Raw genomic sequence first — 13,969 nt, 5'->3', positions numbered from 1 at the left:
TATCAGGAGGCTGTAATGTCAACAATTTCATATAAAGATGCAGGGGTAAATAAGGAAGAGGGATACAAGTCAGTAGGGCTAATGAAGGATCTAGTAAAAAAAACACATAATAAAAGTGTACTTACCGGCTTAGGCAGCTTCGGGGCAATGTATCAATTGGGACAGATGAAAGACCCAATATTGGTATCTGGAACAGATGGCGTAGGAACAAAATTGGAGATAGCATTCAAAACTAAAACTTATGACACTGTAGGAATTGATTGTGTGGCTATGTGTGTAAACGATGTATTGTGTCATGGGGCTAAACCATTATTTTTCTTAGATTATATGGCTTGCGGGAAGTTAGAAGCAGATGTCGCGGCGACACTTGTAAGCGGGATAACAGAAGGATGTCTACAGTCTGATGCAGCACTGGTTGGAGGAGAGACAGCAGAGATGCCTGGATTTTATAAGGATGGAGACTATGATATAGCCGGATTTACAGTGGGAGTAGTTGAAAAAGAAAATCTTATAGATGGTTCAAAGATAGAAGAGGGAGATACAATCATAGCATTGCCTTCATCAGGAGTACACAGTAATGGTTTTTCCCTGGTAAGAAAATTAGTAACTGATTATAATGCAAAATATGGGGATAAGACAATAGGAGAGGAACTGCTTACTCCGACAAGAATATATGTGAAACCTATCTTAGAACTTATTAAAAAGCATAGTGTAAACGGTCTGGCTCATATGACTGGTGGGGGAATAATCGAAAACTTACCTAGAGTAATACCGGCAGGATTAGAAGCTATCGTTGATAAATCAGCAATAAAGATACTCCCTATCTTTAAACACCTAATGTCATTGGGTGTAGATGAATCTGAGATGTGGGGAACATTTAATATGGGAGTAGGATTTATAATAATAGCTAATCCCAATGAAAAAGATGGAATAATCAAAACTTTGGAGGAGTTGGGAGAGGCTCCCTATGAGATAGGAACTATATCTAAAGGAGATAATGGAATATGTTTAAGATAGCAGTTTTGATATCTGGTGGAGGAAGTAATCTGCAATCTATAATTGATACTGTCTCTATATCAAAAGTAAAATACGAAATATCTTGTGTTATAGCAGACAGAGAATGTTATGGTATTGAAAGGGCAAAAAAAAATAATATAGTGACAAAAATATTTGATAGAAAGATATTAAAAAAAGATATCTCTAAAAAGATAGATGAATATTTAGGAGATCGAGTAGATCTAGTTGTTTTAGCAGGGTTTTTATCGATCCTGGATGAAGAATTTATAAATAACAGGAAGGGGAGGATAATAAATATCCACCCTTCTCTCCTGCCTAAATTTGGTGGGCCTGGAATGTTTGGGATGAGAATTCACCGGGCAGTGATAGAAGCCAAAGAATATGAATCTGGCTGTACAGTTCATTATGTAGATGCAGGTATAGATACAGGAGAGATAATAGAGCAAATAAAGGTAAAAGTTGATTTAGGAGACACCGCAGAAATTTTACAAAAGAAAGTATTGGTGGAAGAACATAAATTGTTGCCAAAAGCTATTGAGCAGGTACTATATAATTTCAAATAAAAAGTTGTAAAAACACATAGGAGGGTATACAAGTGAAAAGAGCATTGATATCAGTTTTTGATAAAACAGGGATAGTGGAATTTGCAAATTTTTTAATATCGCAAGGGGTGGAGATAATCTCTACAGGTGGAACCTATAGACATCTAAAGGAAAATAATATAGCTGTATTAGATGTAGCAGAAGTAACACAGGCAGAAGAGATGTTAAATGGAAGGGTAAAAACTTTGCATCCAATTATCCATGGGGGTATCTTGGCTGTTAGAGATAATGAGGAGCATATGAAAACTTTAGAGGAGAGGGAGATAACTACAATAGATATGGTAATAGTTAATTTATATCCATTCTTTAAAGAGGTACAAAATGATATCTCATTTGAAGCCAAGGTAGAATTCATAGATATCGGCGGGCCTACAATGCTCAGATCTGCTGCTAAGTCATTTAAAGATGTAGTGGTAATTTCTAATACTTCTGACTATAATGTAGTAAAGGAAGAGATGGAAGCAGGGAAAGTAACTTTTGAAACTAAGAAGAGACTGGCAGGAAAGGTATTTAACCTGACATCAGCTTACGACGCAGCTATATCTAACTTCTTATTGGAGGGAGAGATGCCGGAATACTTGAGTACATCTTATGTTAAGAAGATGGATCTGAGATATGGTGAAAACCCACATCAAAATTCTGCTTATTATGTATCTACAACTGAAAATGGAGCTATGAAAGACTTTGAACAATTAAATGGAAAGGAATTATCTTTTAATAATATAAGAGATATGGATGTGGCATGGAAGGTAGCCAATGAATTTGAAGTATCTGCATGCTGTGGTCTGAAACATTCAACACCTTGCGGGGTAGGAATTGCAGAAAATGTCTATGATGCATATATGAAGGCCTATGACTGTGACCCCATTTCTATATTTGGAGGGATAGTAGCTTTCAACAAGAAGGTAGATGGTAAAACCGCTGAGGAGTTAAAGAAAATATTCTTAGAAATAGTAATTGCTCCTGACTTTACAGAGGAAGCTTTAATGATACTAAAGACAAAGAAAAATTTAAGAATCATAAAAGCGTACCAAAAACCATGTGATAATATAGAGTATGTAAAGGTAGATGGTGGTATCTTAGTACAGGATAGAGACATCGCATTCTCTGATGATTTTAAAGTGGTAACTGAAAAATCTCCTACAGAATCAGAGATGACAGATTTAGTGTTTGGAATGAAGGTAGTAAAACATGTGAAGTCCAATGCCATAGTAGTAGTAAAAGATGGGATGGCTAAGGGGATAGGAACAGGAGAAACCAATAGAATATGGGCTACAAAACAAGCTATTGAGAGAGCAGGAGATGGTGCGATCTTGGCATCAGATGCCTTTTTCCCATTTAGGGATGTAGTGGATGCCTGTGCAGCAGCAAAGATTGGTGGGATAGCCCAGCCTGGTGGATCAATAAGAGATCAAGAATCTATAGATGCATGTAACGAACACGGGATATCTATGGTACTTACAGGGATAAGACATTTTAAACATTAAGATATTGGATGCAACGTCACGTTGCTTTTTTATAGATGAGATTAAAAATTAAATTTCATAGTCATAGGCTGTAAATAAAGGAGAGAGTATTTAAAAGTTGTATGATAAAAAATTAAAAACTAATATTTAAGATCAGGGGAGTAAATTATGAAAATTTTAATTATAGGTAGTGGCGGTCGTGAACATGCTATTGCATGGAAATTTGCTCAAAACAGTAAGGTGGAAAAAATATATGTAGCACCGGGGAATGCCGGGACTGAACTATTGGACAGATGTGAAAATATAGATCTATCCAATATTGAAGAGATGGTAGAGTTTGCAGCAAAGAATAAGATAGGACTTACCATGGTGGGATCTGAGGAGCTACTGGTAGAAGGAATAGTGGATAAATTTGAAGAAAAAGGATTGACTGTATTTGGTCCGGATAAAAAATCTGCAATTTTAGAGGGGAGCAAGGCTTACTCTAAAGACTTTATGAAAAAATATGGAGTAAAAACAGCTGCCTATGAGATCTTTACTGATTATGATAGTGCTGTAAAGTATTTGGATGAGATAGAGTACCCCACTGTAGTAAAAGCCAGTGGTTTAGCTGCAGGAAAGGGTGTAATTATAGCTCAAAATAAAGATGAGGCAGTGGAAGCAGTGAGAGATATGATATTAGATCATAAATTTAGTGAGGCTGGATCTGAGATAGTTATAGAGGAATTTCTTGTAGGAGTAGAAGCTTCCATCCTGTCTATCACCGATGGTAATACCATAGTGCCGTTTATATCTGCCAAGGATCATAAAAAGATCGGTGAAGGTGAAATAGGTTTAAATACAGGAGGAATGGGAGTAATAGCTCCTAATCCATATGTGACATCTGAAATAATGAAAGGTTTTATTGATGATATTATGACTCCTACTTTGGAAGGATTAAAAGCAGAAAAGATGAAGTTTAATGGTGTGATATTCTTTGGATTGATGATAACGGAAAAAGGAGTTTACTCACTGGAATACAATATGAGACTGGGAGATCCTGAAACTCAGGCTGTATTGCCCCTTATGGAAAATGATTTTCTGGAAATTTTAGAGATGTGTATAGATGGGAACTTGGATAAAGTTAAGATGGACTGGAAGGATGCATCTGCATGCTGTGTTGTAGGAGTATCTGGAGGATATCCTGAAAATTATAACAAGGGATATGAGATAACAGGTCTTTCAGATGTAGACGATCTGGTATTTATTGCAGGGGCTAAATTGGAGGAGGATAAACTCCTGACCAATGGGGGACGTGTAATAAATATAGTCAGTTTAGGAGAAAATTTAAAAACTGCCTGTGAAAATACATATAGTTCTATGGATAAAATAAATTTTGAGGGAGTATATTGTAGGAGAGACATTGGAAAGATAGATTAAACTAGAGTTATTATTTGAAATAATAAAAAGATGATTTCTATATTAGGAATCATCTTTTTTTATATATTAATATGATTTACCAGAGACTCTGATGGCAGATAAAAAAATATTGATTTATGAGCTTGGAAGGTATATAATTTATAACTTAAATGAAGTATACTTATAAGAGACTGAGTTATTCTATACATTCAGGAGGGCACCAATGAGCAAAAGTCTAGATAAATTCCACGATGAATTAAATAAACTTGAAGAATTGTTATTGCCGCTATACTCAGACCATGCAGAATTATTTGAATATATGGATTCTATTAATAGTTCCAGAGATGTTCATGAAAAAATGAGGTCCATTAATAAGGTTCAGAAATATTGTGAGTCGCAGTCAAACCTGATAGACCGTGATATTCTTAATCGAGTAGACCATTTAAAAGATCTTTTAAGATAATTTAACGTTTTTACTGTACAGAATAACTCAGCAGTTTATAAGGAAGTTTTGAATATGTAATGGGCCTAAATTAAAAGGGTATGATTAAATTTATAATTAAGGAGATATATGAAAATTCAGAATAATAAAGAATATTTTAATAAGAATGTAGATAAATGGGTTGATTATTTAACTGATGACAGAACCTTTGCTATTAAAGAAAGTTTAAAATTAATGAACATTGATAAGGAAAACAGTGTTTTAGAGATTGGTGCAGGGACAGGAACTTTTTATTCTTTTTTTAATACCAATAAATCGGAAAACTATTTGGGAATAGATATCTCAGAAAAGATGTTAGAAGAATTTAAAAAGAGGTTCCCTGAAGCTGTAACCTGTTGTATGAACTTTGAGAAAAAGATAAATTTAGACAGAAAATTTGATATCGTTGTATTATTTGACAGCATTCCTCACTTTGAAAGAGTAGATCTTCTATTTGAAAATGCTGCTGAACTCCTCAACGATGGAGGAGTTTTTTATATAATACATTCTAAAACAAGAAATCAATTGAAAGAACATCATAAAAAAATAAATTATAGTTTAAACAGGGATGCAATTCCTAACGATATAAGTTTAAAAAAAGAGTGTGTAAAATTAAATTTAAAAAATATTGTAATAAAGGATGAAAAATTTTTCTTTTTCAGCTGCCAAAAAAAGTAATTATTTCTTTTAAAGGAAATATTAATAGGTTTAATTTTTGAAAGAATCTGGAATAAAAGAATAAAGTAATATGGGATTTGAGAATAAGTTTTTTTGCTATATATATAATGGTCTAAAAATTAAAGGTTCCATATCTTCTATTTCTATGAAATTATCATTGATAAAAAAAAGGTTTCCATATTTTGGAAACCTTTTTGAATTAATAAAAATATAAAAAGTAACTAGTTTATTTATAATTCTATATTGATATTGTTAGTAGTCTGACCTTTATAATGAGGATTTTTAGGGTTTTTATGCCCAAATGCGTTCCCATTTGATTTGTTTTTTTTGTTATTATTATTATTATTTATTTGAATACTTCCAAACTTTCCCTTTGTAGTAATTGAGTCACATCCTGTAAAAAATATAACCAATCCAAGTATACATAAAATTTTCTTCATTCTTTCCTCCTGATAAAAAACATTTACAACCATTATACCATAATTTTAAAATTTATCTTATAGTTAATATAATTGAAAAGGCTTCCAAAATTTGGAAGCCTTATTTTTGATATTCCACTTGTTTTTTCTCTAAACCGTTTTTGTCTTTTTTTCTTTTGCCTTTAATTCCTCAAAATAATCTTTCGTTTCTTTTATGATTACTCCACTAAGAGCAATTAAACCGATTAAGTTTGGAATAGCCATAAGTCCATTAACTATATCAGCTACAACCCAAATGAGTTCTAGTCTGATAAATGGTCCTATGGCAATCAAGAATATAAAGATTGCTTTAAAATATTTTATTCCTTTTACACCACAAAGATATACAGTACATCTTTCACCATAGTAATTCCAACCAAGGATTGTAGTGAAGGCAAAGAAAATAATACCAATGTTGACAATAAGACCACCAATACCTCCAAATGTAAGAAGGTTATTAAATGCGGCGTTAGTAACTTCTGCTCCAGCAAGGTTTGCATGGTTCCAGAATCCAGAAGAAATAAGTACAAGACCTGTCATAGTACAAACTACAATAGTATCAAAGAACGTCCCAGTCATAGAGATTAGTCCTTGTCTTACACAAGAATTTGTTCTAGCAGCAGCAGATGCAATAGGAGCTGATCCTAAACCAGATTCATTTGAGAAAACTCCTCTAGCTACCCCTGCTTTTAATGCTAGAGCTACCCCTGCACCTGCAAATCCTCCTACAGCAGCATGGCCATTAAATGCACTGCTGATAACTAAATTAAATGCAGCAGCAGTAGCACTTCTATCCATAAGAAGTATTATTGTTGCTCCAAAGACATAAAATAGTGCCATAAATGGAACTACAATCTCTGAAACTCTAGAGATACTCTTTATTCCTCCTACAGTTACAGCAGCTACACTAAGTGTTAAAAGTACTGCAACTATTATTCTTGGAACTCCAAATCCGCCACTTACTCCTGTAACGATGGCATTTACCTGAGCAAAAGTTCCTATCCCGAAGAATGCAACTCCTATCCCAAATATAGCAAAAGATTTCGCTAATATCTTACCAAGCTTTTTATTTTTAAGCCCCCCTTCTAAATAATACATGGGCCCTCCAGCTTGTTGTCCATTCTCGTCTTTTGTTCTATATTTGATGGCTAGAAGTCCCTCTGAATATTTCGTTGCCATTCCAAAGAATGCCGCCATCCACATCCAGAATAATGCTCCCGGTCCTCCTAATCTAATAGCCGTTGCTACTCCTACAATATTTCCGGTACCAATAGTTGCTGCCAGTGCTGTACAAAGTGCAGCAAAACTACTTACGTCTCCCTCACCAGAATCATCGCTATCCTTTACAAAAAGATATTTCAGTGCCAGGGGAAGTTTGAAAATTTGTAGTAATCCCAGTCGAACCGTCAGATAAAAACCTGTTCCTACCAATAGTATTAATAGCGGTGGTCCCCATACAAAGTTATTTATTGCTTGAAAAAAATTAAGTGTATCCATTTTTAGTGCCTCCCTTTTATTTGTAGGGAATTTAATTATATGTACAGAAAAAAACTATATATAAAAATACGTAGTTTCACTGATATATATATAATTAAACTCCTCTGTCCCTTTTACCTGAGAGTTTCGCCCGTTAAGGGTTTGCTCCTTCGGTGTCCATTATTTTGGATCTCTCCAGAGGTTCGTCCAGTATAGGTCCCACTTTTATTAAATAAAAGCACCTGAAAGTTTTACTTCTTCGGCGATAATTTCTTATCTTCTCCCTATACCTTCAACCGATTTTTAACTTATATATTATACATAATAAAAAATTCTGAAAAAGCAATTTTTTAAGATGAAAATTATATCCATTAAAAGACATCTTATGTGGAATATCCCTATGATATTAGCATATATTTTTTGAGAATACAATAGGCAAGTGAAAAAAATCGCGATTAGTTTTTTAATTAATAATTAATTTTTTTTAATTAATAATTAATTACAATGTAATGGAAGTGGAGGTAGGGGAATAGGAGGAGAATTCTTATTCTTTTTATCATTCTGAATTATAAAAAAGTTATATATTTTTTCATCTAAAACAGGCTGATTAAATTAAGTTTATAAGAAAAAAAAGCAGGATATTATCCTGCTTCTCCCTCATCCTGTATCTCTTTTATCTTTATCTTTCTTTTAACATTTGCTTTTATAAGTGGCTTACCCAGTTTTTTTCCTTTGTTTTTGTTTTTTCCTTTTATTTTAACGGCTTTTGTTTTTCCTTTCTTCATTTCTACCTCCTTTAATAAAAATAAAAACTTCCAGTCTGTAAGTTTTTACAATATACCTCATATTATATCATATATTGTGAGATTAAAATGATATGTCTCTGATAGTTTTCTCTATGAATATATAATTTCTTATATTATGGTTTTTTTACAAATTCATATTATTTATATAAAAAAAACTAGGAATATCAACAATTGTTTAGAATAGTATAAAAAATATATTATCGTTTTAACGTTATTTAGTATATAGGAGGCTCTATGAATTTCTTTGACTTTGAAATAATGACTTACCTGAATCAATTTTCTCAGCAGTCAAAAATATTTGATTACTCTATGTTGATTTTATCAGGGAACTCTCTTTTAAAAGCCAGTGTTTTTATGTTTATTCTTTGGTATGGATGGTTTAAAGATGAAAAGAATCGTCAGCAGATCATCTCAATTCTTATTAGTTCGATTATTGCAATGTTCTTTGCAAGGGGGCTTGCATTAATACTGCCATTTCGGCTTAGACCACTGCATGAAAAAGGATTGGATTTTTTACTGCCACATGGGATGGTTAGTCTTCATTCTTCTGGCTGGAGTTCAATGCCAAGTGATCATGCTGTTTTATTTTTTAGCTTGGCAACGGGGATTTTTTTTATATCCAAAAAATTAGGATTATTTACATTTTTTTATACGACATTATTTATAGCTATTCCAAGAATATATTTAGGTTTGCACTACCCAACCGATATTATCTTCGGTGCCATAGTTGGAATAGTAATTGCTGTACTAGGAAATGTATATATATCAAAAAGTAAATATATAAATTCGATTGTAGTTTGGTCAGATTTTAAGCCGCATATCTTTTATCCCTTATTTTTTCTGATCACCTACCAATTTACGGATATGTTTAACAGCAGCAGGGATTTAGCTAGGGTATTTTTTAAATTTTTATTTAATTAATAAGTATATTGTTCTATAAAATACTTTCAAAAAATATTTACTTAATTGAAGGAAGTTAAGAGGAAGATAGTATATAAAACAAGGGAGGGAGTTGTGGAGGATGAAATATGGAAATTACAAAAATATTTGATTGTAATGCTGAAAGTTGTGTATATAATAAGAATAAACAATGCCATACTCCTGCTATAAATATAGGGGACGATATACCATGTTGCGATACATTTATGGCTGGTTCTAAGAAAGCCGGATTTAATGATGTTTCCGGTGGAGTAGGGTCATGTAAAGTAGATTCATGTTCTTTTAACAGTTCTTTGGAATGTACTGCATCTGGTATTCATATGTCGGTTGTAGGAAATGAGGTAGACTGCCAAACTTATCGAAAAAAATAATGAACTTTCTCTCCCTTAGCTGCCTCTGAGGCGGCTTTTTTTATAAAAACTTAAAAAATATCTAGAAATATAACAGAGGAGGATGATAGATTTGAAACTAATCGATGAAATCAGAGAAATATTGGAAGGAGCTGGCTATGAGTTTATAGATTCAGGATCAAATAAAGCTTTGGAACATCCCAAGGAGATCCGGATTCGCTTTGTCAGTAATGAGGCAGTTGAATTGGAACCTCATATATTTGAGGCAAATGACGTAAAAAAATATTTAAAAGAGTTTAAAATTATAGAGCATGATCCGGATGTGATTGATATTAAGACTGGAAATCCCCACAAATCATATTATTCGATAATTATAGAAAAAAGCAGTTAAAGAGATCAAAGAATAAGAAATTTTTTAAACTTGTATCTTTTATTCAAATGTAGTAGCATTAACCTTAGAATTAAATAATAGAGGAGATAAGATGAAGATATATGCTGTTAGATTAACTGAGGGTATGGATTTAAAAATTGAGATACAAAGGATAGTTAAAGAAAAAAAGGTAAAGGCAGGGACAATACTTTCCTCTGTAGGTTGTATATCAAGGGCTAGGTTTAGAGTAGCTGATGGTATAACTATTAAGGAGATTGATAAAAATATGGAGATCCTTTCATTGAATGGAACTCTCTCTCCTAAGGGTGTCCATCTTCATATAAATTGCAGTGACCAAGATGGTAATAGTTTTGGAGGTCACCTTGTAGAGGGAAATATTGTTAATACAACATGTGAATTAGTGATAGGGATATTAGAAAGTTATAAGTTTGACAGGGTGATGGATTCGGACACAGGTTATGAAGAGTTGACTGTTGAAACACAAGAGTTATAATTGACAGAAAGGAAAATAATTGTTAAAATATTATAAATAATTTAATATCGTATAACTCCAATAATATGGTTTGGAGGTTTCTACCAGGTACCTATAATTCCTGATTACGAAGAGGGTCTGTTTATACAGCGTTCTTTGTAATGGGAATTTTTTAATTGCTTAGAAATCTATATATCGGATCAAATAATAGGAGGAATAAAATGAATTATAAAGAAATGCCAAAAATTGATCTACACTGCCATTTAGATGGAAGTTTAAGAGCTGAAACAGTTTTGGATATAATAAAAAAAAATAGGCTGGAATTAACTCAAAATTTGGAAGATATAAAAGAATGGCTGACTGCTCCTTTAAGCTGTAGTTCATTAGATGAATATCTTAGATGTTTTGATTTGCCAATAGCTGTGATGCAGACTAAAGAAGATTTAGAAAGGGTATCTTTTGAACTTATGGAAGATGCTGCCACGGAAAATATAAAATATATAGAGATAAGATTTGCTCCTCAGCAGCATACGGAAGATGGATTGACTACGAAAGAGATAATAGAGAGTGTACTGTGTGGGATGAGAAGAGCAGAAAAAATATATGATATAAAGGGAAACTACATCTTATCATGTATGAGACACCTGTCAGCTGAATCAGCTATGAAGATAGTTGAGGAGGGAAGCTCATTCATAGGAAAAGGAGTTGTGGCAGTGGATCTTTGTGGTGGAGAAGTGGCAGGATTTTGTCATAAATTTATTGAGCCCATGAAAAAAGCCAGAGAATATGGATATAGGATAACTATCCATGCAGGAGAAACAGGGATAGGTGAAAATGTTGTCGATGCAATTGAACTTTTAGGAGCAGAGAGAATTGGACATGGGGTATTTATAACTAATAGCAGGAAAGCTTATAATCTGGTAAAGGAAAAGAAAATTCCTTTGGAAATATGCCCTACAAGTAATGTACAGACTAAAGCTGTAAAAAAATATGGGGAACATCCAATATATGATTTCTATAATGATGAAATTATGATAACATTAAATACAGACAATAGAACTGTTTCAGACACTACTATGACTGAGGAATGTGTTCAAATAGAGAAGGCTTTTGAGTTGAAAAAAAGCGAATATATAGATATATATTTAAACAGCATAGAAGCAGCTTTTATCTCAGAGGATGAAAAACAAAAGTTAAGGGAATATTTAAAATAAAAAAGCAGCGTGACACTGCATCCAGATAAGCATAATTTAGATCTTTATAATCTTTTATTTATTCCATAAATTTTGTGAGTTCTTAAATAATAAAAAAGATTAAAAATATAGTTTTGGATGAATTTTAACCTTTTAAAGAAATAGCAAAAATGGATTATTTATTATTATTTTGGAAGAAATGTCTATCTTTCCTCCCATAGTAGTGTCAGTAGAATTATAGTCTGAAATTAAAATGAGCAGAGACAAAGATTGTGGAGGAGTTATGAAGATAAAGAAAATTACTTGCGGAATAATTGCAAATAATAATTATATTTTAATAAAAGGGAATGATTGTTTAATTGTAGATTTAAGCGATTTTGATAATATTGATAAGTTTATAGAAGACTCTAAGTTGAATGTGTTGGGAGTTCTCTTGACTCATACCCATTGGGATCATTTGTTAGGAGTGGAAAAATTTGTAGACAAATATAAGGTTCCGGTCTATCTCAGTTCTAATCGTCCTAACTATATAATGGATGCTAATTTCGATTATACTATAAAAAAATATGGAATAAGAACAAGGTTTGATATAGATAAGATAGATATCAAATACTTAGATGAGGGGAAACAAAAAATAGGAAAATTTGAATTTTTTGTAATAGATACCCCGGGACATACTACCTGTTCAATTGTGTATTATTTTTTAGCAGAAAAAGTAATGTTTACAGGGGATTTTTTGTTCAAAAAAACTATTGGTATAACCAATACACAACTGAGCAATAAGGAACAGATGAAGGAAAGTCTGAAAAAAATCAAAACTTATCCCGATGATATAGCTATCTATCCGGGACACGGAGAAGATACCAACTTAAAATATGAAAAGATTCATAATAGGTATTTGAATAGGTAAATATAATAATTAGTAAATAAAAATAGGGGGTAGTCTTAGACTACCCCTATTTTTATTTACTTTAATAATCTACAATCCTGTAAGACAAATAATTTTAAACAGTTTTTTATGTATTTGATAGCTCTATTACATAAAACTTTACGTCTATAAATATTTTCAGGTTTTGTAGCTTCCTCTAATAGTCCCTTATACATAAGAACCTGCATATCATTGATAGTGGTTATATTACTCGGAGAAATCAGTTTTTTTCGAGCTGTCTTTATCAAAAGGATCTTATTTCTTTCATAGATATCTAATTTTAAGATCATACGGTGAAATTTTGCAAAGGAGGTTGTTATCTCCTCTGGATAAATTTTATAAAATTCCTTTATCTCGTAGTAATTTTCAAAATCTTTTCTGTTAAAATCTAAATTAGAAAAAAATATAGATTTGTATATCTCTGGTCTTTCGAATGAGCATTTACAGAAAAACTCCCAAATGAGGATAGATTCCTCCAATGGGTTTTCAGCTTCTTCAGTATAAGCATCTAATCCAGTGATATATTCATTTAAAAATTTCATACAAGCTAAAAGAATTAAGTGATCTAAATTCTTAAAGTATGTATAGAGGGTCGCACTGTTGTAACCTGTGATCTTGGCAACTTTTCTTATACTAACCTCTTCTAAGCCTTCTTCTTGAATAATAGTCATGGTAGCATCTATAAAAAGTCGTTTTACATTTAATTTTCGTTCTAGTCTGGTCATCTTTTCCTTCTCTCCTGTAAATTAATCTAGTTATTAACTAAGTATATAATAAAAACGCCAAAAACAAAATTTATTTTTTTATTTTATTGAGGATAACTAAATCTTTGTAAAAATAGAAAAAGTGGATTAAAAGACCTTTTCATCTTGATATCTCTATGAATTATGATTTTACGTCGAAATTGAATAAACTTTGTAACCTTTTTTAGTATCGTAATAAATAGGAAAGTCTGACCTGTGAAGATGAAACAACAACATATGTATCATAATTTTTAATATTACATTGTTTTTTTCGGTTATTTGTACCTTATATATTATAAAGTACTAATTAAACAGATGATAGCCTTTATTTTTTTTAAAAATCAAAAAATAAAAATAAAAAAATCACAAGCGTATAAAATTTTTAGTGATATAAAAGAGAATATATATATATAATTATATTTATTGGATATTTATTAATTTTATTTCACTTTAACACATTATAAAGAGTGAATGTATTCCGAGATAAAGCGTTAAAATATTACACGAAGTTTCAAAAACGAATCTTTTTTTTATTTTTCGTTTTTTTTAATGAAAACGTTGGCTTCAGAAA

16 protein-coding genes and 2 riboswitches are annotated in these 13,969 nt (G+C 32.0%); of the genes, 12 read left to right on the top strand and 4 right to left on the bottom strand.

Going from position 1 to position 13,969, the window contains the following annotated elements; all coding sequences use genetic code 11:
* The first annotated feature begins 15 nt into the window (after positions 1–15).
* The 6 genes from purM (at position 16) to NRK67_00990 (ending at position 5,642) form a co-directional block, all read left to right on the top strand.
* Positions 16–1,017, top strand: coding sequence for a phosphoribosylformylglycinamidine cyclo-ligase (gene purM / locus NRK67_01015; protein ID UUV17453.1), 1,002 nt, complete (start codon positions 16–18; stop codon positions 1,015–1,017).
* Entirely contained in the window at positions 1,005–1,580 is a 576-nt protein-coding gene (gene purN, locus NRK67_01010) for a phosphoribosylglycinamide formyltransferase (GenBank protein ID UUV17452.1), read from the top strand. Before purM ends, purN begins: the two co-directional genes overlap by 13 nt.
* A 32-nt stretch (positions 1,581–1,612) precedes the next feature.
* Complete coding sequence (purH, locus tag NRK67_01005; protein UUV17451.1) at positions 1,613–3,106, top strand: bifunctional phosphoribosylaminoimidazolecarboxamide formyltransferase/IMP cyclohydrolase; 1,494 nt, start codon at positions 1,613–1,615, stop codon at positions 3,104–3,106.
* Between the two features lie 147 nt (positions 3,107–3,253).
* Positions 3,254–4,504 (top strand): phosphoribosylamine--glycine ligase, encoded by a 1,251-nt coding sequence (gene purD / locus NRK67_01000; GenBank protein UUV17450.1) that lies wholly within the window; start codon positions 3,254–3,256, stop codon positions 4,502–4,504.
* A gap of 202 nt (positions 4,505–4,706) precedes the next feature.
* Positions 4,707–4,946 (top strand): hypothetical protein, encoded by a 240-nt coding sequence (locus NRK67_00995; GenBank protein ID UUV17449.1) that lies wholly within the window; start codon positions 4,707–4,709, stop codon positions 4,944–4,946.
* Positions 4,947–5,054: 108 nt separating this feature from the next.
* Positions 5,055–5,642: a class I SAM-dependent methyltransferase gene (locus tag NRK67_00990; protein UUV17448.1), complete on the top strand. Its 588-nt coding sequence runs from the start codon at positions 5,055–5,057 to the stop codon at positions 5,640–5,642.
* 230 nt (positions 5,643–5,872) lie between these two features.
* Here the strand turns inward: NRK67_00990 and NRK67_00985 are convergent, their stop codons facing one another.
* The 3 genes from NRK67_00985 to NRK67_00975 form a co-directional block, all read right to left on the bottom strand.
* Positions 5,873–6,082, bottom strand: coding sequence for a hypothetical protein (locus NRK67_00985; protein ID UUV17447.1), 210 nt, complete (start codon positions 6,080–6,082; stop codon positions 5,873–5,875).
* A gap of 129 nt (positions 6,083–6,211) precedes the next feature.
* Positions 6,212–7,597 carry a sodium:alanine symporter family protein gene (locus NRK67_00980; protein ID UUV17446.1) on the bottom strand — a complete coding sequence of 462 codons (1,386 nt, stop codon included), beginning with the start codon at positions 7,595–7,597 and terminating at the stop codon, positions 6,212–6,214.
* A gap of 94 nt (positions 7,598–7,691) precedes the next feature.
* Positions 7,692–7,785, bottom strand: a riboswitch (glycine riboswitch).
* Between the two features lie 432 nt (positions 7,786–8,217).
* Positions 8,218–8,361, bottom strand: a complete 144-nt coding sequence (locus tag NRK67_00975; protein UUV17445.1) for a hypothetical protein — start codon at positions 8,359–8,361, stop codon at positions 8,218–8,220.
* Between the two features lie 255 nt (positions 8,362–8,616).
* Here NRK67_00975 and NRK67_00970 point away from each other — a divergent pair, with 255 nt between their 5' ends.
* The 6 genes from NRK67_00970 (at position 8,617) to NRK67_00945 (ending at position 12,637) form a co-directional block, all read left to right on the top strand.
* Positions 8,617–9,303: a phosphatase PAP2 family protein gene (locus NRK67_00970; GenBank protein UUV17444.1), complete on the top strand. Its 687-nt coding sequence runs from the start codon at positions 8,617–8,619 to the stop codon at positions 9,301–9,303.
* 107 nt (positions 9,304–9,410) lie between these two features.
* Positions 9,411–9,692, top strand: coding sequence for a DUF1540 domain-containing protein (locus tag NRK67_00965; GenBank protein UUV17443.1), 282 nt, complete (start codon positions 9,411–9,413; stop codon positions 9,690–9,692).
* Between the two features lie 82 nt (positions 9,693–9,774).
* Positions 9,775–10,062, top strand: a complete 288-nt coding sequence (locus tag NRK67_00960) for a hypothetical protein (GenBank protein ID UUV17442.1) — start codon at positions 9,775–9,777, stop codon at positions 10,060–10,062.
* A 91-nt stretch (positions 10,063–10,153) separates the two neighbouring features.
* Positions 10,154–10,555, top strand: coding sequence for a DNA-binding protein (locus NRK67_00955; GenBank protein UUV17441.1), 402 nt, complete (start codon positions 10,154–10,156; stop codon positions 10,553–10,555).
* Between the two features lie 27 nt (positions 10,556–10,582).
* Positions 10,583–10,682, top strand: a riboswitch (purine riboswitch).
* Positions 10,683–10,755: 73 nt separating this feature from the next.
* Positions 10,756–11,748: an adenosine deaminase gene (add, locus tag NRK67_00950; protein ID UUV17440.1), complete on the top strand. Its 993-nt coding sequence runs from the start codon at positions 10,756–10,758 to the stop codon at positions 11,746–11,748.
* A 262-nt stretch (positions 11,749–12,010) separates the two neighbouring features.
* Entirely contained in the window at positions 12,011–12,637 is a 627-nt protein-coding gene (locus tag NRK67_00945) for an MBL fold metallo-hydrolase (protein ID UUV17439.1), read from the top strand.
* A 56-nt stretch (positions 12,638–12,693) separates the two neighbouring features.
* Here NRK67_00945 and NRK67_00940 read toward each other — a convergent pair whose 3' ends face one another.
* A complete protein-coding gene (locus NRK67_00940; GenBank protein UUV17438.1) occupies positions 12,694–13,380 on the bottom strand; it encodes a TetR/AcrR family transcriptional regulator in 687 nt (228 codons plus the stop codon).
* Positions 13,381–13,969 lie beyond the last annotated feature (589 nt).

The organism is Fusobacteria bacterium ZRK30 (genome assembly GCA_024628785.1).
In the GTDB taxonomy this organism is placed as follows: Bacteria; Fusobacteriota; Fusobacteriia; order Fusobacteriales; family Fusobacteriaceae; genus Psychrilyobacter.
This window is presented reverse-complemented; position numbering and strand designations above follow the sequence as displayed.